At 65.5% G+C, this 19,534-nt stretch carries 19 protein-coding genes; 10 read left to right on the top strand and 9 right to left on the bottom strand.

The window, feature by feature from the left end; all coding sequences use genetic code 11:
* Positions 1–71 precede the first annotated feature (71 nt).
* Positions 72–1,517, bottom strand: coding sequence for an amidase (locus AC0IYU_RS31930; protein WP_472125563.1), 1,446 nt, complete (start codon positions 1,515–1,517; stop codon positions 72–74).
* Positions 1,518–1,577: 60 nt separating this feature from the next.
* On the opposite strand from AC0IYU_RS31930, the gene AC0IYU_RS31925 reads away from it, so the two are divergent.
* From AC0IYU_RS31925 to AC0IYU_RS31900, 6 genes are all read left to right on the top strand, one after another.
* Positions 1,578–2,585: a LysR substrate-binding domain-containing protein gene (locus AC0IYU_RS31925; protein ID WP_472125560.1), complete on the top strand. Its 1,008-nt coding sequence runs from the start codon at positions 1,578–1,580 to the stop codon at positions 2,583–2,585.
* A gap of 177 nt (positions 2,586–2,762) precedes the next feature.
* Positions 2,763–4,253: an aspartate ammonia-lyase gene (locus AC0IYU_RS31920; protein ID WP_472125557.1), complete on the top strand. Its 1,491-nt coding sequence runs from the start codon at positions 2,763–2,765 to the stop codon at positions 4,251–4,253.
* A gap of 169 nt (positions 4,254–4,422) precedes the next feature.
* Positions 4,423–5,322: an amino acid ABC transporter substrate-binding protein gene (locus tag AC0IYU_RS31915; protein WP_435486320.1), complete on the top strand. Its 900-nt coding sequence runs from the start codon at positions 4,423–4,425 to the stop codon at positions 5,320–5,322.
* Between the two features lie 93 nt (positions 5,323–5,415).
* Entirely contained in the window at positions 5,416–6,147 is a 732-nt protein-coding gene (locus AC0IYU_RS31910) for an amino acid ABC transporter permease (RefSeq protein ID WP_472125554.1), read from the top strand.
* Position 6,148: 1 nt separating this feature from the next.
* Entirely contained in the window at positions 6,149–6,838 is a 690-nt protein-coding gene (locus AC0IYU_RS31905) for an amino acid ABC transporter permease (RefSeq protein WP_435486318.1), read from the top strand.
* Positions 6,839–6,877: 39 nt separating this feature from the next.
* Positions 6,878–7,615, top strand: coding sequence for an amino acid ABC transporter ATP-binding protein (locus tag AC0IYU_RS31900; protein WP_435486461.1), 738 nt, complete (start codon positions 6,878–6,880; stop codon positions 7,613–7,615).
* Between the two features lie 74 nt (positions 7,616–7,689).
* Here AC0IYU_RS31900 and AC0IYU_RS31895 read toward each other — a convergent pair whose 3' ends face one another.
* Genes AC0IYU_RS31895 through AC0IYU_RS31885 form a run of 3 tightly spaced genes read right to left on the bottom strand, consistent with a single transcriptional unit; the run spans position 7,690 to position 10,015 of the window.
* Complete coding sequence (locus tag AC0IYU_RS31895) at positions 7,690–8,658, bottom strand: nucleoside hydrolase (RefSeq protein ID WP_472125551.1); 969 nt, start codon at positions 8,656–8,658, stop codon at positions 7,690–7,692.
* 44 nt (positions 8,659–8,702) lie between these two features.
* On the bottom strand, positions 8,703–9,530 hold the full coding sequence (locus tag AC0IYU_RS31890) for a dienelactone hydrolase family protein (protein ID WP_472125549.1): 828 nt from the start codon (positions 9,528–9,530) through the stop codon (positions 8,703–8,705).
* A gap of 17 nt (positions 9,531–9,547) precedes the next feature.
* Entirely contained in the window at positions 9,548–10,015 is a 468-nt protein-coding gene (locus AC0IYU_RS31885) for a tautomerase (RefSeq protein WP_472125546.1), read from the bottom strand.
* A gap of 107 nt (positions 10,016–10,122) precedes the next feature.
* Here AC0IYU_RS31885 and AC0IYU_RS31880 point away from each other — a divergent pair, with 107 nt between their 5' ends.
* Positions 10,123–11,103 carry a GlxA family transcriptional regulator gene (locus AC0IYU_RS31880; protein ID WP_472125543.1) on the top strand — a complete coding sequence of 327 codons (981 nt, stop codon included), beginning with the start codon at positions 10,123–10,125 and terminating at the stop codon, positions 11,101–11,103.
* A 29-nt stretch (positions 11,104–11,132) separates the two neighbouring features.
* Here the strand turns inward: AC0IYU_RS31880 and AC0IYU_RS31875 are convergent, their stop codons facing one another.
* The 3 genes from AC0IYU_RS31875 to AC0IYU_RS31865 all read right to left on the bottom strand — a co-directional run bounded on the left by AC0IYU_RS31875 (position 11,133) and on the right by AC0IYU_RS31865 (position 14,107).
* On the bottom strand, positions 11,133–12,170 hold the full coding sequence (locus AC0IYU_RS31875) for a DctP family TRAP transporter solute-binding subunit (protein WP_435486316.1): 1,038 nt from the start codon (positions 12,168–12,170) through the stop codon (positions 11,133–11,135).
* A 69-nt stretch (positions 12,171–12,239) separates the two neighbouring features.
* On the bottom strand, positions 12,240–13,538 hold the full coding sequence (locus tag AC0IYU_RS31870; protein ID WP_472125540.1) for a TRAP transporter large permease: 1,299 nt from the start codon (positions 13,536–13,538) through the stop codon (positions 12,240–12,242).
* Complete coding sequence (locus AC0IYU_RS31865; protein WP_435437966.1) at positions 13,535–14,107, bottom strand: TRAP transporter small permease; 573 nt, start codon at positions 14,105–14,107, stop codon at positions 13,535–13,537. The genes AC0IYU_RS31870 and AC0IYU_RS31865 overlap by 4 nt, the downstream gene beginning before the upstream one ends.
* A gap of 696 nt (positions 14,108–14,803) precedes the next feature.
* Here AC0IYU_RS31865 and AC0IYU_RS31860 point away from each other — a divergent pair.
* The 3 genes from AC0IYU_RS31860 to AC0IYU_RS31850 all read left to right on the top strand — a co-directional run bounded on the left by AC0IYU_RS31860 (position 14,804) and on the right by AC0IYU_RS31850 (position 17,153).
* The gene (locus AC0IYU_RS31860) at positions 14,804–15,280 is read left to right on the top strand and encodes a hypothetical protein (RefSeq protein WP_472125537.1); all 477 of its coding nucleotides are present in this window, start codon (positions 14,804–14,806) and stop codon (positions 15,278–15,280) included.
* Positions 15,281–15,495: 215 nt separating this feature from the next.
* Positions 15,496–15,996: a DUF4365 domain-containing protein gene (locus tag AC0IYU_RS31855; RefSeq protein WP_472125535.1), complete on the top strand. Its 501-nt coding sequence runs from the start codon at positions 15,496–15,498 to the stop codon at positions 15,994–15,996.
* A complete protein-coding gene (locus AC0IYU_RS31850) occupies positions 15,993–17,153 on the top strand; it encodes a hypothetical protein (protein ID WP_472125532.1) in 1,161 nt (386 codons plus the stop codon). The genes AC0IYU_RS31855 and AC0IYU_RS31850 overlap by 4 nt, the downstream gene beginning before the upstream one ends.
* A gap of 656 nt (positions 17,154–17,809) precedes the next feature.
* On the opposite strand, the gene AC0IYU_RS31845 is transcribed toward AC0IYU_RS31850, so the two are convergent.
* Both AC0IYU_RS31845 and AC0IYU_RS31840 read right to left on the bottom strand, forming a co-directional pair.
* The gene (locus tag AC0IYU_RS31845) at positions 17,810–18,079 is read right to left on the bottom strand and encodes a hypothetical protein (RefSeq protein WP_472125530.1); all 270 of its coding nucleotides are present in this window, start codon (positions 18,077–18,079) and stop codon (positions 17,810–17,812) included.
* Positions 18,080–18,552: 473 nt separating this feature from the next.
* Positions 18,553–19,524 (bottom strand): NAD(P)H-dependent flavin oxidoreductase, encoded by a 972-nt coding sequence (locus AC0IYU_RS31840; protein WP_435486312.1) that lies wholly within the window; start codon positions 19,522–19,524, stop codon positions 18,553–18,555.
* Positions 19,525–19,534: the final 10 nt, after the last annotated feature.

Here is a 19,534-nt window from a genome sequence, read left to right as displayed (position 1 = left end):
GGGGGCACGCGGCGCATCCACTGGGCGCCCTGCCCGCCCCCATCCCAGCCTTCCCCCAGCGGGGGAGGGAGTCAATCCAATGCGGGCGGGCGGTGCGACGCCCATCCGCACGCCTGGTCATACGCATGCCCCAGCCGCAGCACGTCCAGGTCCGCATGAATCGGCCCCGCGAGCTGCAGCCCCATCGGCAGTCCGCCCTCGCCGAACCCGGCGCGCACGTTCAGCGTCGGCAAGCCCGCCAGCGTGAACGGCGTGACGATCTCCATCCAGCGGTGGTAGGTGTCGCTCTTCACGCCGTCCACCTCGGTGGGCCAGTGCAGCGCGGCATCGAACGGAAACACCTGCGCCGTCGGCGCCACCACGAAGTCGAAGCGCTCGAACAGCTTGACGAATGCCCGGTACACGTTCGAGCGGTACAGCGAGGCCTGGTACAGCGAGGCCGCATCCAGGTGGCGGCTCTGTTCGATTTCCCATTGCGCCTCGGGCTTGAGCTGCGCGAACAGCGCGGGGTCGCTCAGGTACGCGCCCAGCTTGCCGCCCACCAGCAACTGCCGCAGCCGCAGCCAGGCGCTCCAGTTGTGCGCGCGCGGCACGTCGAGCGTGCAGGGCTCGACTTCGCAGCCGATGGTGCGGAAGGTGTCGAGCGCCTTCTCGCCGAGTTCGCGGATGCCGGGCGCCAGCGGCAGGTCGGGCCAGATGCTGCCGAGCCAGCCGATGCGCAGACCCTTGCCGTCGCCCTCCAGCCGCAGCGCGTCGGGCGAGGGCAGGGCCTGGGGCGAAGACAGCGGCACGCGCGCGTCGAAGCCCGCCTGCACCGCCAGCAACCGCGCCGCGTCTTCCACCGTGCGCGCCATCGGGCCGTCGGTGCCCAGCTGCTGGAAGAACAGCTCGTCGTCGGGGTTGCCGGGCACGCGCCCGCGCGAGGGCCGCATGCCGATCACGTTGTTGAAGGCGGCCGGGTTGCGCAGCGACCCCATCATGTCGCTGCCGTCCGCCACCGGCAGCATGCCCAGGGCCAGCGCCACCGCGGCGCCGCCGCTGCTGCCGCCCGCGCTGCGGTCCGGCGCCCAGGCGTTGCGCGTGATGCCGAACACCGGGTTGTAGGTGTGCGAGCCGAGCCCGAACTCGGGCGTGTTGGTCTTGCCGATGACCACCGCCCCGGCCGCGCGGGCGCGCGCCACGTGCAGGCTGTCGGTGCGCGACGGCGAACGCGGCGACAGCGGCGAGCCCATCGAGGTCGGCAGGCCGGCGGCGTGGCTCAGGTCTTTCACGGCCAGCGGAAAACCGTGCATCCAGCCGCGGCGCTCGCCGCGCGCCAGCTCGGCGTCGCGCGCGTCGGCTTCGGCCAGCAGTTGCGCCGGATCGCGCAGCGACACGATGGCGTTGAAGCGCGGGTTCAGCGCCTCGATGCGCGCCAGCGAGGCCTGCATCACTTCGCGGCAGGACACGTCGCGCGATGCGATGCGGCGGGAAAGTTCGGTCGCCGTGAGGGCGAGCAGGTCGTCGGCAGAAGGCATGGCGAATGCGAAAAAGGAGGGGGCGTTCAGTATGGCGCGGCGCTCGCATAATCGTCACTCATGGAAACAAAGTGGCTAGAAGACTTCATCAGCCTGGCTGAAACCCGCAGCTTCAGCCGCTCGGCCCAGCTCCGGCACGTGACCCAGCCGGCGTTCTCGCGCCGCATCCAGGCGCTCGAGGGCTGGGCCGGCACCGACCTGGTCGACCGCAGCTCCTACCCCACGCGCCTCACGCCGGCGGGCCAGACGCTCTACAGCCAGGCCATCGAGATGCTGCAGTCGCTGCAGAGCACCCGCGCCATGCTGCGCGGCCATTCGGCCGCAGGGCAGGACGTGATCGAGATCGCCGTGCCGCACACGCTGGCATTCACCTTCTTTCCCTCCTGGGTGACCAGCCTGCGCGAGCACTTCGGGCCGATCAAGAGCCGGCTCATCGCGCTCAACGTGCACGACGCCGTGCTGCGCCTGGTGGAGGGCAGCTGCGACCTGCTGATTGCCTATCACCACCCCTCGCAGCCGCTGCAGCTGGACGCCAACAAGTACGAGATGGTCAGCCTGGGCGAGGAAACCGTGGCCCCCTGGGTCAAGGCCGATGCCGACGGCGCGCCGCGCTACCGCTTGCCGGGCCGTCCCGGCCAGCCGCTGCCGTACCTGGGCTATGCGCCGGGCGCCTACCTGGGCCGCGTGGTCGACCAGCTGCTGAAGGAGTCGGGCACCGCCATCCACCTCGACCGGGTCTACGAAACCGACATGGCCGAGGGCCTGAAGGTGATGGCGCTCGAAGGCCACGGCATCGCCTTCCTGCCGCAGAGCGCGGTGCGCAAGGAAATCAAGGCACGCAAGCTGGTGAGCGCGCTGCCCCCGGAGATCGACAGCCTCGAGGCGACGATGGAAATCCGCGCCTACCGGGAGCGTCCCGGCGCCCCGGCGCCGGTGAAGACCGGCACCGGCCGCGCCGCCAAGGCGGCCGCAGGCACCACGGCCACCACGGCCGCCACCGGCCTGCAGCCCAAGCGCACAGCCGACGCGCTGTGGTCGTACCTGGTCGGCACGCAGCCACCGGGCTGACGACCCACGGCATTGGTGCACTGCACAATCTATGAATGCCATGCATGGCGCACCCCGCATACGGCATTGGCGCCTCGGGCCGGGCGCCACTACAGTCGCGGCAGCTTTTTCGCCGCTGTCACAAGCACATCTTCGGCACGCGTTCCACGCGTGCTTTTTTTTAGCCGGGGAACCTGTATGAGCACCAATTTCAGGACCGAACGCGACTTCCTCGGCGAGAAGCAGATTCCTGCGGTCGCCTACTGGGGCGTGCACACGGCGCGGGCGGTCGAGAACTTCGCCATCTCCGGCACCCGCATCTCGGCCATGCCCGACCTGGTGCGGGCGCTGGCCTTCGTGAAGAAGGCCGCCACCCGCGCCAATGCCGACCTGGGCGCCATCGACCGCGACCGCGCCGCGGCCATCATCCTGGCTTGCGAGGACCTCATCGAAGGCAAGCTGCTCAACGAGTTCGTGGTCGACGTCATCCAGGGCGGGGCCGGCACCTCGACCAACATGAACGCCAACGAGGTCATCTGCAACCTCGCGCTGGAAAAGCTGGGCCACGAGAAGGGCCGCTACGACGTGCTGCACCCCAACGACCACGTGAACGCCTCGCAGAGCACCAACGACGTGTACCCCACGGCCGTGCGCCTGGCGCTGTGGTTCGCCATCGGGCGGCTGCTGGAGGCCATGGCGTCGCTGCGGCGCAGCTTCGAGGCCAAGGCGCTGGAGTTCAAGGACGTCCTCAAGATCGGCCGCACCCAGCTGCAGGACGCCGTGCCCATGACGCTGGGCCAGGAGTTCCTGACCTACGCGATCATGATCGGCGAGGACGAGGCCCGCCTGGGCGAGGCGCGCGCGCTCATTGAGGAAATCAACCTCGGCGCCACCGCCATCGGCACCGGCATCAACGCGCCGCACGGCTACGCCAACCTGGCCTGCCAATACCTCGCCGAACAGACCGGCGTGCCGCTCAAGCAGGCGGCCAACCTCATCGAGGCCACGCAGGACACGGGCGCCTTCGTGCAGCTGTCGGGCGTGCTCAAGCGCGTGGCCACCAAGCTCAGCAAGACCTGCAACGACCTGCGCCTTCTGTCCAGCGGCCCGCAGGCCGGCTTCGGCGAGATCCGGCTGCCGGCGCGCCAGGCGGGTTCGTCGATCATGCCGGGCAAGGTCAACCCCGTGATTCCGGAAGTCATGAACCAGGTGGCCTTCGAGGTCATCGGCAACGACATCACCGTGACCATGGCGTCGGAGGCCGGCCAGCTGCAGCTCAACGCCTTCGAGCCGATCATGGGCTGGAGCCTGTTCAAGAGCATCAAGCACCTGGCCAATGCTTGCGCCACGCTGCAGACGAACTGCGTTGAGGGCATCGAGGCCAACCGCGAGTTCCTGGCCAAGAGGGTGCGCGAGTCGGTCACGCTGGTCACCGCGCTCAACCCGCTCATCGGCTACGAGAAAGCTGCGCTCATCGCCAAGACCGCGCTGGCCACCGGCGGGCCGATCGACCTGGTCGCCGAGTCGCTGGGCATCATGACGCGCGCCGAAATGGAGGCGCTGCTCGTGCCCGAGAACCTCACGCAGCCCGTGCGCCTGTCGGCGGCCCCGGTTCCGCCCGCGGCCGAACCCTCGGGTACCGCGCCCGGGGAAGCGCACGGAACGGCGTCGGGCACAAAGGCTGCTTAGTGAAAGTCAGACAATGCCAGGAGGCAGGATCGCACCATGCCGACACGCGCATGCGCTTGCATGGTGCAGATTAGGCGTCGATGCACCGGGTTGGTCCGGGTATCACGCAAAATGTGAGTGTCTAGAATTTCGTTGTATCTGTTTACGTCACCCTCAGGAGTTTTACCGTATGAAGAAACAAGTATTGGCATTGGCAATCGCGGCGCTGGCCGCCGGCGGCGCTCTGGCACAAGCCAATGACACCCTCGCCAAGATCAAGGCATCGGGCGTCATCACCGAAGGTGTGCGTGAATCCTCCGGCCTGTCGTACACGTTGGGCAACGGCCAGTACACCGGCTTCCACTACGACGTCTGCGCCAACATCATCAAGGACCTCGAGAAGGCCGCCGGCAAGAAGCTCGAAGTCAAGTACCAGCCCGTCACCTCGCAGAACCGCATTCCGCTGGTTCAGAACGGCACCGTGGACATCGAGTGCGGCTCCACCACCAACAACGCCACCCGCCAGAAGGACGTGGCTTTCGGCGTGACCACCTACGTCGAAGAAACCAAGATCATCGTCAAGGCCAATTCGGGCATCAACTCGCTGGCCGACCTGAAGGACAAGACGGTTGCCACCACCACCGGCACCACGCCGCTGCAGACCGTGCGCAAGCAAAAGCGCGCCGAGAACCTGACCTTCAAGGAGGTCTACGGCAAGGACCACTCCGACAGCTTCCTGCTGCTGGAAACCGGCCGTGCCGACGCCTTCGTGATGGACGGCTCGATCCTGGCTTCGCTGGCCGCCAAGTCCAAGGCACCCAAGGACTACAAGATCCTGAACGACGTGCTGGCCGTGGAACCCATCGCCATCATGATCCGCAAGGACGACCCCGCCTTCAAGAAGGCCGTGGACGACAGCATCAAGGCGCAGGCCAAGTCGGGCGAGCTGACCAAGCTGTACGACAAGTGGTTCCTGAAGCCGATTCCCCCGGCCAACGTGACCATCAACCTGCCGCTGGGCGAAGCCACCAAGAACGCTTGGGCCAACCCGAACGACAAGCCGGCTGAAGAGTACGTCACCAAGGAATAAGCGGCGCGTCGCTGCATGAATGACGCCCACCTTTCGCGGTGGGCGTTTCTTTTCAAGGGACAGGTTTTCCAAGAGCTGAAGGAGTGAATGAACATGGGCAACTGGGATTGGCAGGTCTTCCTGCAAGACCCCGGGGGGGACTACCCGACTTACCTGCAATGGATGCTGTCGGCCTGGGGCTGGACGGTGTCGGTTGCGCTGCTGGCGCTGATCGTGGCGCTCGTGCTGGGCTCCCTCGTCGGCATCATCCGCACGCTGCCTGACAACCCATGGCTCGTGCGCCTGGGCAATGCGTGGGTGGAGCTGTTCCGCAACATCCCGTTGCTGGTGCAGATCTTCCTCTGGTATCACGTGATTCCGGCGCTCGTTCCGGTCATGAAGGGCGTTCCGAGCTTCATCCTCGTGGTGCTGGCGCTGGGCTTCTTCACTTCGGCGCGTATCGCGGAGCAGGTGCGCTCGGGCATCCAGGCGCTGCCCAAGGGGCAACGCTACGCGGGCATGGCGGTGGGCTTCACCACGGTGCAGTACTACCGCTACGTGATCCTGCCGATGGCCTACCGCATCATCATCCCGCCGCTCACCAGCGAGACGATGAACATCTTCAAGAACTCGTCCGTCGCGTTCGCCGTGTCGGTCACCGAACTCACCATGTTCGCCATGCAGGCGCAGGAAGAAACCTCGCGCGGCATCGAGGTCTACCTTGCGGTGACGGCGTGCTACGTGGTGTCGGCCCTGATCATCAACCGCTTGATGGCCTTCATCGAGAAGAAGACCCGCGTGCCGGGCTTCATCGTCTCGGCCAGCGCCGGCGGCGGAGGACACTGACATGATGAATCTCGACCTGTCCTTCTACAACTGGGACGTCATCAGCAACTTCGTCGTCAAGGGCTTCTACTTCAGCATCATGCTGACGGTGGTGGCCACGATCGGCGGCGTGATCTTCGGCACCCTGCTGGCGCTCATGCGCCTGTCGGGCAAGAAGTGGCTCGACACCCCGGCCGCCATCTACGTCAACGGCATGCGCAGCATTCCGCTGGTGATGGTGATCCTGTGGTTCTTCCTGCTGGTGCCGGCGTCGTTCTATTCGCTGTTCGGCTCGGTGGGCTCCAACTACCGCTCCGAAATCTCGGCCGTGATCACCTTCGTCGCGTTCGAGGCCGCCTACTTCAGCGAGATCATGCGCGCGGGCATCCAGTCGATCCCGCGCGGCCAGGTGAACGCCGGCCAGGCGGTCGGCATGACCTACGGGCAGAACATGCGCCTGGTGGTGCTGCCGCAGGCCTTCCGCAACATGCTGCCGGTGCTGCTCACGCAGACCATCATCCTGTTCCAGGACACCTCGCTGGTCTACGCCATCGGTGCCTACGACATGCTCAAGGGCTTCGAAACCGCCGGCAAGAACTTCGGCCGTCCGATCGAGGCCTACCTGCTGGCCGCTGTCGTTTACTTTGTCATGTGCTACGCCCTTTCCTGGCTGGTGAAGCGCCTGCACAAGAAAATCGCCATCATTCGCTGACCTGAGTGCTGAACCGGAGAGAAACAAATGTCCGAAAAAATGATTGAAATCAAGAACGTATCGAAGTGGTACGGCCCGGTGCAGGTGCTCAACGATTGTTCGGTGAGCATCTCCAAGGGCGACGTGGTGGTGGTGTGCGGGCCTTCGGGCTCGGGCAAGTCCACCCTCATCAAGACCGTGAACGCGCTCGAGCCCTTCCAGAAGGGCGAGATCACCGTCAACGGCATTCCGCTGCACGACCCCAAGACCAACCTGCCCAAGCTGCGCTCCAAGGTCGGCATGGTGTTCCAGCACTTCGAGCTGTTCCCGCACCTGTCGGTGACCGAGAACCTCACGATCGCGCAGATCAAGGTGCTGGGCCGCACGCCCGACGAAGCCAAGACCCGCGGCCTGAAGATGCTCGACCGCGTGGGCCTGATGGCGCACAAGGACAAGTTCCCGGGCCAGCTGTCGGGTGGCCAGCAGCAGCGCGTGGCCATTGCGCGCGCGCTGTCGATGGACCCGATCGTGATGCTGTTCGACGAGCCCACCTCGGCGCTCGACCCCGAAATGGTCGGCGAAGTGCTCGACGTCATGGTGGCCCTGGCCAAGGAAGGCATGACCATGATGGTGGTCACGCACGAAATGGCCTTCGCCCGCAAGGTGGCCAGCCGCGTGATCTTCATCGACGTGGGCGGCAAGATCCTGGAAGACTGCCCGAAGGACGAGTTCTTCAGCCACCCGGAGAACCGCCAGCCGCGCACCAAGGACTTCCTCAACAAGATCCTGCAGCACTGATTTCGCTGCTGCACACACAAAACAAAGCCACGCTGTTTTGCAGCGTGGCTTTTTTCATGCGCGCGCGCCGGTGTTCAGGGCAGCCGCGCGATGTGTTCCGTCAGCAGGTCGAAGAAGCCCTGCGCGTCGCCGTCGACGATCCAGTTCACGTTGGGTGTGCGGCGCAGGCTGCCGTACCAGTCGGCCACCGTCTGCCCGAAGCCCATGCCCTCGCGGCTGTCGATCTCCACATGGATGCGCTTGCCGCGGAACAGCGAAGGCTGCAGCAGGTAGGCGGTGACGGTGGCGTCGTGCACCGGCCCGCCGGGCATGTCGTAGTGCTTCATCTCCTGCGGCGCATAGGCGTCCAGGATGTCCGCAACGATGGCGCCGGCCCGGTTGCCCAGGCCGCGCAGGCGCGCGATGCGTTCGTCGCTCGTCAATATCTTGTGCGTCACGTCCAGCGGCAGCATGGTGATGGGCACACCGCTTTGCAGCACGGCCTCTGCCGCATGCGGGTCGGCGAACACGTTGAACTCGGCCACCGGCGTGATGTTGCCGCCGTTGAAGTGCGCGCCGGCCATGAGCATGAGCTCGCGCAGGCCGCGCACGATGTCGGGCGCCTGTTCCAGCGCAAGAGCGAGGTTGGTCTGCGGGCCGAGCATGGCGAGCGTCACGCTGTTCTCCGGCGCCGCGCGCAGCATGCGAACCAGGTAGTCGACCGCGTGGCCTTCGGCCGGCGGCGCGGCGGGCTCGTACACGTCGACCCCCGTGAGGCCTTCCTTGCCGTGGATGTTGGCCGCGTAGATCGGCGTGCGCCGCAATGGCCGCTCGGCGCCTGCGTACACCGGAATCTCCGGCCGCCCGGCCCATTCGCAAGCCAGGCGCGCGTTGCGCGAGGTCTTGGCCAGCGGCACGTTGCCGGCCACCGTCGTCAGCGCCTGGATCTTCAGCGCGTGCGGCGCCGCCATGGCGAAGAGCAGCGCGATCACGTCGTCGGCACCGGGATCGGTGTCGATGACGAGGGTGTGCGGGGCGGTGTCGACGGACGGGTTCGATGGCATGGCGGGCTCCTTGGCGGGCAAGTCTGCCAGAGCCCGCGCGATCGTCAGCGCCCGCCCCGCAGTCGCCGCGCGAAGAACGCCAGGATCTCGTCGCGCGCCGCCAGCGTCGGCTGGCCGGCCTCGTCGACCAGGTGCGCCGTTACCACGCTGTGCGGGCTGGCCACCAGCTTCGCGAAGAAGGGCGGCGTGTCGGGATTGGCCGCGCTGTCGGGCAGCACGCGCGCGACGAAGCGCTCGCCCAGCGCCTGCGAGAACGCCGCGAAGCGCTCCGCCTTGCAGAACCTGTCGCCGTCGAAGCGATAGGCCATCACCGTGAGGTCTTCGCGCGCCAGGCGCTGCCGCACGGCGGCCAGTTCGTCGGGCGCCACGTTCATTCCTGCCGGGTCGTCCAGCGGCAGCGAAGGCTGGCACACCACCGGTGCGAGCATGGCGGGCTCCATCATCATCGAGAGCGCGAAGTTGCCGGTGAAGCACATGCCGATCGCGCCCACGCCCGGGCCGCCGCACTCTTCGTGCGCCAGCCGCGCGAGTGCGCGCAGCCATTGCGTGACGGGGCTCGAAGCGTTCGACGCGAAGGCGCGGAACTCGGCGCTCACGCAGGCGCGCTTGAACACGGCGGTGCCTTCCTCTGCCTGCGGCACCGCGCCGTCGCGGCCGAACAGCGAGGGCATGTAGACCGTGAAGCCCGCGTCGCGCACCCAGCGGGCGAAGCGCGCCACGTGCGGGCTGATGCCGGGCATCTCGGTCATCACGATCACGGCGGGGCCCCGGCCGGTGAGGTAGACCTTCTTCTCGATGCCGTCCAGGGTGATGGGGCGCGAGGTGAAGTCGTCGAGCGGGTCGTCTTCGTTCAGGTTGCGGGTCGGTGCCATGGGTCTTCTCCTCGTGTTCATGCGGCGTGTGCCGGGTGGACCAGATGCTGCAGGTGCGCATATCCCGCGGCGCGCGCGAAGTCGGGCAGCCGCCAGACGCCGCCGCCCACGCCCCAGGCGCCGTCAGCCACCTCGTGGATGACCACCGAGGTGGAAAGGCGGCGCACGTCGTCAGAAGGCAACGCCTCCTCGAACGCGGCGTGCATGCCCGACACGAACGCGGCGCGCGATGCATCGTCGAGCACGCCGGCCGGCACGCAGGCCAGCGCCGTGCAGGGCAGAAGTTGCGCACTCACGTCGGCGCCGCCGCAGGTCCACGCACCGGCCGCGAGCTCGTCGACCAGCACCCAGCACAGGCGCCGCGCGCGGGGCTCGTCGGGCATCTGTTCGGCTGCTGCAGCGGCTTCATTGATCTTGCGGACCAGGGCGCCACGGCTTTCGCCGGGAAACGAGCCATGGGGAATCTTCACGAGGATGGTGGGCATGCGGGGCCTGAAGGAAGCGGATGGAGCTTGTATTGGGCCGTTCGCACAGCCAGAATGGCAGTGTCTGATTCGACTGCTTTCGGGCCTTATCCGCCAAGCACTTTTGCATGCACGATTTCACTGTCCTGGTGCTGCCCGGCGCCTTCAACTCCAGCGTGGCGATCACGCTCGACATCCTGGGCGCCGCGCAGGCCGTGGCCGCCCGTGCCGGCGTGGCGCCGCCGCGCTGGCGCGTGTGCTCGGTGCAGGGCGGCCCGGTGCGGCTGCAGGCCGGCATGAGCCTGGACACCGCGCGCCTGCCCGCGAGGCCGCGTGACGACCGTTCGACATGGGTGGTGCCGGGGCTCGGCCTGAACACGCCGGGCGAGATTCGCCAGTGCCTGGAGAGCGACGATGCCGCCCAGGCCGTCAAAGGCCTCGTGCGCCACGTGAAGGCGGGCGGACAGGTTGCCGCATCGTGCTCCGCGGTGTTCCTGCTGAACGCCGCAGGGCTGCTCGAAGGCCGCCGCGCCACCACCTCATGGTGGTACGCGCCCTTGCTCGCGCGCATGTCGCCCGGCTGCACGGTCGACGCCGACCGCATGGTCTGCGCCGACGGCCCCGTGGTCACCGCGGGCGCCGCATTCGCGCAGACCGATCTCATGCTGCACCTGCTGCGCGAGCGCTGCGGCAGTGCGCTGACCGACCTGGTCTCGCGCACGCTGCTGATCGACGGGCGCCAGGCGCAGGCGCCGTTCATCGCGGCGGAGTTGCTGGCCAACGGCAACGACCTGGTGGCGCGGCTCGCCGCAAGAGTGGAATCGGCCCTGCCGGATGCGCCCGCCGTGAGCGTGCTGGCGAGCGAGTTCTGCATGTCGCCACGCACGCTGGCGCGCCACATCCAGAAGGCCACCGGCAAGAGCACGCAGGCCCTGGTGCAGGGCGTGCGGTTGCGGCGCGCCCGCGCGCTGCTCGAAGGCAGCCGCATGACGGTGGAGCAGGTGGCCTGCGCCGTGGGTTACCAGGACGCCACCGCGCTCAGGCGCCTGATGAAGAAAGTGGCGGGCGCAAACCCGAGCCGCTACCGCGAAGGCGGCTACGGCGCCTGACGCGCCCGCTGCACAGCGAAGAAACCCGCTTACTTCTTGCGCGCCGCGATCGCCTGCTCGGCCTTGGCCACCAGGTCCGCGCCCACGGTCGACTTCCACTTGTCGTACACCGGCCGCGTCGCCTTCACGAACGCGTCGCGCTCGGCCGGCGTGAGGCTGGTCACCGTCACGCCCATGCCGGCGATGTCCTTCAGCACGGGCTTGTCGGCTTCCACCAGGCCCTTGCGCGCGATGACGATTTCTTCCTTGCCCGCATCGATGGCCGCCTGGCGCACGATGGCCTGGTCGGCCGGCGTCCACGAGGCCCAGATTTCCTTGTTGACCACGAACACCAGCGGGTCGGCCACGTAGCCCCAGGTGGTGACGAACTTCTGGCCCACGGTCTGCATCTTGAGCACCGTGAACAGGAACAGCGGGTTCTCCTGGCCGTCGACCGCGCCGCTGGCGAGCGCGGGCTGTGCGTCTGCCCAGCTCATCTGGGTGGGGTTGGCGCCCAGTGCGGTGAACATGTCGGAGTAGATGGGCGAGCCCACCACGCGGATCTTCATGCCCTTGATGTCGGCCGGCGACTTGATGGGCTTCTTCGAGTTGGTGATTTCGCGAAAGCCGTTCTCACCCCAGGCGAGCGGCACCACGCCGGCCTTCTCCAGCGTCTTGAACATGTCCTTGCCGACCTCGCCCTGCGTGAGCGCGTCGATGGCCGCGTAGTCGGGCATCAGGAAGGGCATGGAGAACAGGTTGAGCTGCTTGACCTGCGGCGACCAGTTGATGGTCGAGCCCACGGCCATGTCGATCACGCCCTGGCGCAGCGCGCTGAACTCGCGCGTCTGGTCGCCCTGGATCAGCGACACGCCGGGGTACAGCTTGATGTTGATGCGCCCCTGGGTGCGCTCCTTCACCATGTCGGCCCAGATCTTCCCGGCCTGGCCCCAGGGCGTGGGCGGGCCGAGCACCAGCGACATCTTGTATTCGGGCTTGTAGGCGGCCTGCGCCATGGCGCCGGTCGAGAACATGCCGAGGGCGGTGGCTGCGGCGGCAAGGCCGAGCAGGGTGCGGCGGAATTTCATGAAAGGTCTCCTTGTTGTGTTGAACTGAACCGGGCACTGAAATCTTTGGCCGGGGCTGTCGGCCACGCGTCAATAGCCCAGCTTCCTCGGCAGCCACAAGGCCAGCTCGGGGAAGATGATGACCAGGACCATCACCACGAACATCGAGAACAGCATCCAGCCCACCCAGCGCACGGTTTCTTCCATGCGCACCTTGGCGATGCGGCAAGACACCATCAGGTTCACCGCCAGCGGCGGCGTGAACTGGCCCAGCGCCACCTTCAGCGTGAGGATCACGCCGAACCACACCGGGTCCCATTTGTAGTACTGCACGATGGGCAGCAGCAGCGGCACGAAGATCAGGAAGATCGACACGCCGTCCAGAAACATGCCCACGGTGATCAGCAGCAGGATCAGCAGCGACAGGATGCCGTACTCGCCCAGCCCCGAGTTCACGATGGCGCGCGTCACCGGGTCGATGATGCCCAGCGTCGACAACGAGTACGCGAAGATGCCCGCGAGCGACACCACCAGCAGGATCACCGCCGACAGCTCACCCGACTCGCGCAAGATCACGAACAGGTCGCGCACCTTGATCGTGCGGTGGATGCACATGCCCACGAACAGGCCGTAGAACACCGCCACCACCGCGGCTTCGGTCGGCGTGAACCAGCCCGCGCGCATGCCGCCCAAGATCAGCACTGGCGCGGCCAGCCCCCAGGTCGCTTCGCGAAAGCTCTTCCAGAACGGCGGGCGCGGCAGCGTCGATTCGAGCGCGCCCATCTTGTGCTTGCGGGCCAGCAGCACGGCCGGAATCATCAGCGCCAGGCCGGCCATCACGCCCGGGATCATGCCGGCCGCGAACAGCGCCGGCACCGAGGCGCCGGGCACCAGCACCGAGTACACGATGAACGCGACCGACGGCGGAATCAGGATGTCGGTGGCCGCCGCGGCGCCCACCACGCTGGCCGAGAAGGCGGCAGGGTAGCCCGCGCGCGACATGGCCGCGATCATCACCGCGCCCACGGCCGCGGCATTGGCCGGGCCCGAGCCCGAGATGCCGCCCAGGAACATCGCCACCGCAATCGCCACCAGCGGCAGCATGCCGGGGCCGCGGCCCACGATGGCAATTGCGAAGTTGACCAGCCGCAGCGCTACGCCCGAGCGGTCGAAGATGGAGCCGACCAGCACGAACATCGGAATGGCCAGCAGCGGGTACTTGCCCAGGCCCGCGTAGAAGTTCTGCGGCACGGCCAGCAGGCCGAACCACTGGGCGTCGCCGTTGGCCAGCGCGATGCAGGCGGCGCCCGCCAGGCCCAGTGCGGCGCCGATGGGCACGCCCACCAGCATCATCGCGACGAAGGCGACAAAGAGCAGCGTGGCGATCACTTGGCGTCGCCCTTGCTGTCGGAGGCGTAGTTGGTCTTGCGGCCGCGGCGCACCATGAGGCCCACCGCGCGCAGCGCGATCGCATACGACACGATCGGCAGCCACATGGAGTACCACCAGGCCGGCAGCCCGATGCCCGGCGTGGTCTCCTCGAAGCGGTAGTCGTCCCACACCATGCGGATGCTGAGCGTGCCGATGAGCGTGAACAGAATGGCGATCATCAGCGCGCCGAACTGCGCCAGCCGCTTGCGCCGCGCCATGGAGCCGCTCTCCGAGAAGTACTCGATGCGAATGTGCCGGTCGCGCGCCACCGCCGCCGAGCCGGCCACCAGCGCCAGCATGATCATGAGGAACACCGAGAACTCTTCGGTCCACGCGAAGGACGAATCGGTGAAGTAGCGCACCAGCACGTTGGCGAAGGTGATGAGCGCCAGCGCGCCCATGATGAGGACGGTGAGCCAGTCCTCGATGGCAAGGGGAACCTTGGTCGGTTCGTCGGCGGCTTCGATGTCGGGGGGGAGGGGGCTGGCGGCGTCCAGCGTGGGGCCGGACTCGGGTGGTGTTGTCATCGCAGAAGGTCAGTGAGGCAAGAACGCCATGTCACCGGGCGGACGCCGGGACGCGTTCCGTACACCTCGACAGGGAAACAGCCATCGATGCTAGGGGGTCGATGACCACTCATGCATCGGGGGTTTCCTTAGCTGGTTGGCCTTTTCAGGGCGGCTTTCGGGGCGTGTGCACAGGCCGCCGGGTACTCCCCTCCGCGAATGTCCCCCGGCCTGCGGCCTCCTCCTTTATTTCGCTGCGGGGAGTACCCGACGCCCTGCGCACGGTGAGTGCGGCTGTGGGGTTGGTGGTTCGACGGCTGCGGCGGATTGCAGATGGGAGTGGGGGCATCCCACTGAGTCTTTGTGAGAGACGGGCAGTGGATAAACAGAAGTCAGAGGGGCTGGTGTCGCCTGCGGTTGTCGCTGGCATGACTGTGCTCTGTGTTCGCTTCAGACTGGTTGCGGCAGTCGATGCAGGCGATCTGCCTAGCTGCTTCAGACGCGGTAGTGGAGTTCCATCGCGGTTGCTCAATGGCTTCGGCCCCGCGCTTGGACGCGTGCGTACTGGTCAAGCATCGAACCGCCCCGTTTTGAGCGCTTTCCTTAGGGAGACTGCACTGCGTCAGGTGCGCCGGGCGCTCCGGGTTGACACAGTGCCAAAGGTGCACTGGAGTACCCGATACTGCTTGCCCACATTTCCAGACACCGAGGGGAGCTATGGACGCACAGCACATACATGCCAGAAACCTCTTGAAGCTGATACGCGACCGAGTCGAAGCGAAAGAGCCGCCAATCGTTGGGTATGCCGTAGCAGCGACGCTCTTGGGCCTTAAAGGTGATGCCTATGCTCGCGCAATGGGTCAAGTCTGCTCGCGAATTGACGCCGCCTCCTTCGTAGCCGGCTGGCCAATGCTCGCCCTCCACATGGTGCGTAAGCCGGGCGGTGGCCTAAATCCAGCGTCGTTTGAAGATCCTGGCTGGAGTCCATGGGAGCAGGAGTTCAAGAACGAGGCGCAAAGCCATCAATGGTCTGTCGAGCAAGTCGATGACGTGCTGAGCGCTCTGGATGGATTGCCCAAGGAAGGCGCGTTGAGCATCTGGGTCGGTTACCTGAAACGCGAGTCCCAGAAGCCAGGCTTCATCCGATACAACCTGCATCGGAAGGTCAGGTCGTTGCGAGAGAAGGGCGCTTAGCGTTCTGGTGCGAGCATGTTGCTCATGGTCACGTCCTCATAGCGGCTGATGCGATTGAGGTGACGAGTCCCCAGATGCTGCCGCGACGCGTGTCGTTTGAATGCGGTCAGCGTCCAATGCAAGGGTTTACCATCGCAGCCGACGCAGACTAATCGTTACAGGCTGTTGGATACTTCGGGCATGAACCATCTGCAGCCCTAGTCTGAGCGCCTCCTATGCATCTGACCCAGCGCATGGAGCAGTTCAACGTGGCGTATATCTACGCGATGGCGGCACAAGCAGGCCTCAATCCAAGCCGCCCAGACGTTGATGACGACAGCGTTGACGTGCAACTCAGCGCGAAGAACTGGCCCGGCGGTGTTTGGAGAAATCCGACAATTCAATTGCAGCTCAAATGCACTGCTGTGGCAAACGTTGCGGACGGCGCTATCAAGTTCGCTCTGCCCGTCAAAAACTACAACGACCTACGGGCCACTGATCTGATGATGCCGCGTTACCTTGCCGTGATGCGGGTGCCGCAAGATGACGCTGCCTGGATTCAGCACAACGCGGACCACATGGCACTTCTCAACGATTGCTATTGGGTATCGCTTCGTGGTCTTCCGGAGACTGCCAATACTGCGACCGTCAACGTGGATATCCCCTTAGGGCAACGCCTCACCACGGCATCCTTGCGCGAACTGCTCTCGCTTGCGAGTCAGGGAGAGCCTGCGTGATCCGTGAAGAGCGGTCCAGAAATGAACGCGAGCAACTGCGGCGACAGATCGCCGAACTTCGGCCGCATCAGCTCAGCACCTATCTGTCCCAAAGTGGATGGCGGGACGACGGCGCGTTCGGAAAGTTCGCGTCGGTATGGCACCGACCAGAGCCAGAATTGGTTGAGGCTGAAGTCCTGGCGCCGATATCGACCGTCGCCAAAGACTTCTTTGAGCGCATGGCGGACGCCGTGTCTGCGATTGGTTCCTTTGAAGGGCGAACCGCGATTGACGTGGCGAAGACAGTCGCGGGAACCCTTGCTGATTCGATTCGAGTGCGGGTCTTTCATGATGACGTAGAAGATGGCTCGATACCTCTCGAGGATGGGGTGCTGCTCAATCAGAAGGCCCGCGATCTGATGGCGTCGGCGGTCATGTCCACTCTCTCAAAGCGTCGTCACTTTGCCGGATCGCGACCGCCTGAAGCTGCTCAATACCTCGCGTCGCTCCGCTTGGGCCAAACCGAAATCGGCAGTTACGTCGTCAATGTGATCGCGCCAGCGGGACCGGCCCGTGTTGACCAGACTTCGATCCCGTTGGCATCGTTTGCCAGCGTCGTCAGTGAAAACTTGGCATCCGGCCTAAACGCGCTCAGCACAGCCTCCAACGAGTACGAGACCGGGGCAGACCTAAGCGTTTTTGATGCCGCTGTGCAAAGGGGCGCAAGCGCAAACATGTGTGACGCACTTGTCGGCCTAAGCGGTAGTCAGCGCCAACGTGGCTTCGAGATTTCCATCTCACCTTCGGGCAATGACATGAGTCATCAGCTCCCACTAACGTTTCTCTTTGAGCCTGCCAAGGTTGCCACGATTGCTGCGGCTTCTGAGTATTACAAGGACAACTATGTCCTATTGGGTCGGCTAATTGTCGGGCTCGTTAAGCGCCTCGACCGGCGTCCGGGTGATGAGAGCGGCACCGTCACCATCGCAACGACGATCACGGATTCCGAGAAGAATGTAATGGTCGAGCTGGGTAACGATGAATATCTCGAAGCCATTGCCGCTCACAGAGCGAAGCAACCTGTTCAAGTGACAGGTGATTTGCACGTTAGCCCACGCACTGCGAGGCTGCTGAATCCCCAGGGATTCGGTGTTCTTAGGAGCGGTGACCTGTTCTGACAAAAACTGGTCAAAGTAAGGCTGCAGAGCGTGGCCTAGTGGCTTCGCGGCGCGTGTATCGACAAGGCCCCAATAGACTAACCTTGCGTTTCAGCCAGTAACGGAGAAGCGATGCTCACAGAGTTCTTGTACGTCTTTGCGTACTCAAAACGGACCCAGGCCATCTTAGTCGTCGGCCTCGTCTTCTTCGCGGGGCTAATGATCGGAGGCGCATACGCAACCGAGCACATGGAACTGAAGAGCATTCCACCGCCCCTCGTTGAGGTGATACGCGATGGAATCTTGCGTCGGTACGAAAAAGGAGCTTGGGGAGTCCTTGGTCTTTCGCTCCTGGCCGCTGTGAAGTTCTATCGCAAGGATCGAAAGCGGCTCGGCTTGTGAGCGGAAGAATGTCTACGCTCCTCAAAAACAGTGGCAGAGAAGCTTACGGGCGCCTTCGTAGCCCACTCGGCCCGGGATTACCCGCGCCGTAGGCGGCTCGTCGCTTTAGGCACACCTGCGGCTAGGCAAGGCGATTGGGACTGCAGGCCAAGTGGCTCGACTAGTGAGGGCGGCGGCGGACATGTACGAAATTTAGCGCTTTCGGACATGACATCGCACCCAAAAAGACCTGTTCCCCAAGCGGGCCGCGAAGCTCGCAGCCCGCAGACCAGCCGCTACCCGCCAGTCTCAGGCGCCCTGTGTCGCGCCTTCTCATTCAACTGAAATAGCTCCCCAGCCTTGCGCGCCAGTTCAGCCGCAAGCCAGAGCAGGTTGTCCAGTTGTCGAGGTCCGCTGCCGCTGCACCAGTCGATGTCTTCCCCGTGGCAGACCCACAGGAGCGCTTCGAGTTGGGAGAGGGTGTTTTCGAGACGATCCGCCGGGTCTTGGGCGTTGTCTTCGGAAGCTCCGGGCGTACGAGGCCGGGCTATAGTCTTGGTAGCCATTTTTGTGCGTTCCTTTAGAGGTAAGTGCACTTCTTTGGTTAGACGGTCGGGGTGCTCGTAACACCCTGGCCGTCGCCTTTTGATACCTCGCATCTGCATCGCTGCTTTCGCACCGACAACCTGCCGCGAGGCAAGCAGCCTTCATACATTCCAGTGGGTGGGTGTGTTGCGCCTTTCTTCTTCCCTTGGTGGGATATCGAGTGACAGGGGCATCCACTTTAGAGAAGAGCGCTGGCGCAGTGGCCGTTTCTTGCCGCACGAAGTCTCGGCAATCGCCAACAAATGCAGCTTCCGCAATGCGCCGCGCGCGTGCCTCAGGGGCCGTGCGGTCTTAGTGCGCAACCGCGCTGAACGCACAGGCCGATGGGGTGCCTTGCGCAGCGAAATAAAGGAGGAGGCCGAAGGCCGGGGGACATTCGCGGAGCAAGGTACCCCGTCGGCCTGCGCGCCCCCCGGACGCGAGCAAGAAAGACTCAGTCCATCCAGGACCGCGCCCGGTCCAGATGCTCGCGGCACTCGCGCACCATGCGTTCGAGCAATTCCGCGCAGGTCGGAATGTCGTCGATTAACCCGATGCACTGGCCCGCCGACACCACGCCGTTCTGCACCTCGCCTGACGCCAGCGCCGCCTTGCCGCGCGCACCAGCGACCAGCGGGCGCACCTCTTCGAACTCGCAGCCGCCCGCGCGGTTCTCCATCGCCACCACCTCTTCGGAGATGGCGTTGCGGAACACGCGCGCGGTGTTGCGCATGGTGCGAAACATCAGCTTCGTGTCGCGCTCGGTCGCGTCGACCAGCGCCTGCTTGATGTTGTCGTGAATGGGCGCTTCCTGCGTCACGCAGAAGCGCGTGCCCATGTTGATGCCCTCGGCGCCCAGCGCCAGCGCGGCGGCCATGCCGCGCCCGTCGGCAATGCCGCCCGACGCGATGATCGGAATGCGCAGCTTGCGCGCCGCAATCGGCAGCAGCACCAGGCCGGGCACGTCGTCCTCGCCCGGATGGCCCGCGCACTCGAAGCCGTCGACCGACACCGCGTCCACGCCATTGCGTTCGGCCGACAGCGCATGGCGCACCGAGGTGCACTTGTGCACGATCTTCACGTCATGGCGTTTCAGCGCCTCGATGAAGTCCTTCGGGCTGTTGCCCGCGGTCTCCACGATCTTCACGCCGCTGTCGATGATGGCCTGCACGTACTCGGCGTACGGCGGCGGCTTCACCGACGGCAATATCGTGAGGTTCACGCCGAAGGGCTTGTCGGTCATGGTGCGCATGCGCGCGATCTCGTGGCGCAGGTCGTCGGGCGTGGGCTGCGTCAGCGCCGTGAGCACGCCAAGGCCCCCGGCGTTCGACACGGCCGAGGCCAGCTCGGCGTGGCCCACCCATTGCATGCCGCCCTGGATGATCGGGTAGCGAATGCCGAGCAGCTCGGTGATGCGGGTCTTCATCGGCGCAGCC

Source organism: Variovorax sp. AC103, from assembly GCF_979254005.1.
The sequence above is the reverse complement of the archived record's forward strand: the minus strand, read 5'-3'. Positions and strand labels throughout refer to the sequence as shown.

Excerpts from the sequence above, each read along its gene's own strand:
- AC0IYU_RS31930 (WP_472125563.1), bottom strand. The coding sequence starts at position 1,517 with ATGCCTTCTGCCGACGACCTGCTCGCCCTCACGGCGACCGAACTTTCC.
- AC0IYU_RS31925 (WP_472125560.1), top strand. The coding sequence starts at position 1,578 with ATGGAAACAAAGTGGCTAGAAGACTTCATCAGCCTGGCTGAAACCCGC.
- AC0IYU_RS31920 (WP_472125557.1), top strand. The coding sequence starts at position 2,763 with ATGAGCACCAATTTCAGGACCGAACGCGACTTCCTCGGCGAGAAGCAG.
- AC0IYU_RS31915 (WP_435486320.1), top strand. The coding sequence starts at position 4,423 with ATGAAGAAACAAGTATTGGCATTGGCAATCGCGGCGCTGGCCGCCGGC.
- AC0IYU_RS31910 (WP_472125554.1), top strand. The coding sequence starts at position 5,416 with ATGGGCAACTGGGATTGGCAGGTCTTCCTGCAAGACCCCGGGGGGGAC.
- AC0IYU_RS31905 (WP_435486318.1), top strand. The coding sequence starts at position 6,149 with ATGATGAATCTCGACCTGTCCTTCTACAACTGGGACGTCATCAGCAAC.
- AC0IYU_RS31900 (WP_435486461.1), top strand. The coding sequence starts at position 6,878 with ATGATTGAAATCAAGAACGTATCGAAGTGGTACGGCCCGGTGCAGGTG.
- AC0IYU_RS31895 (WP_472125551.1), bottom strand. The coding sequence starts at position 8,658 with ATGCCATCGAACCCGTCCGTCGACACCGCCCCGCACACCCTCGTCATC.
- AC0IYU_RS31890 (WP_472125549.1), bottom strand. The coding sequence starts at position 9,530 with ATGGCACCGACCCGCAACCTGAACGAAGACGACCCGCTCGACGACTTC.
- AC0IYU_RS31885 (WP_472125546.1), bottom strand. The coding sequence starts at position 10,015 with ATGCCCACCATCCTCGTGAAGATTCCCCATGGCTCGTTTCCCGGCGAA.
- AC0IYU_RS31880 (WP_472125543.1), top strand. The coding sequence starts at position 10,123 with ATGCACGATTTCACTGTCCTGGTGCTGCCCGGCGCCTTCAACTCCAGC.
- AC0IYU_RS31875 (WP_435486316.1), bottom strand. The coding sequence starts at position 12,170 with ATGAAATTCCGCCGCACCCTGCTCGGCCTTGCCGCCGCAGCCACCGCC.
- AC0IYU_RS31865 (WP_435437966.1), bottom strand. The coding sequence starts at position 14,107 with ATGACAACACCACCCGAGTCCGGCCCCACGCTGGACGCCGCCAGCCCC.
- AC0IYU_RS31860 (WP_472125537.1), top strand. The coding sequence starts at position 14,804 with ATGGACGCACAGCACATACATGCCAGAAACCTCTTGAAGCTGATACGC.
- AC0IYU_RS31855 (WP_472125535.1), top strand. The coding sequence starts at position 15,496 with ATGCATCTGACCCAGCGCATGGAGCAGTTCAACGTGGCGTATATCTAC.
- AC0IYU_RS31845 (WP_472125530.1), bottom strand. The coding sequence starts at position 18,079 with ATGGCTACCAAGACTATAGCCCGGCCTCGTACGCCCGGAGCTTCCGAA.
- AC0IYU_RS31840 (WP_435486312.1), bottom strand. The coding sequence starts at position 19,524 with ATGAAGACCCGCATCACCGAGCTGCTCGGCATTCGCTACCCGATCATC.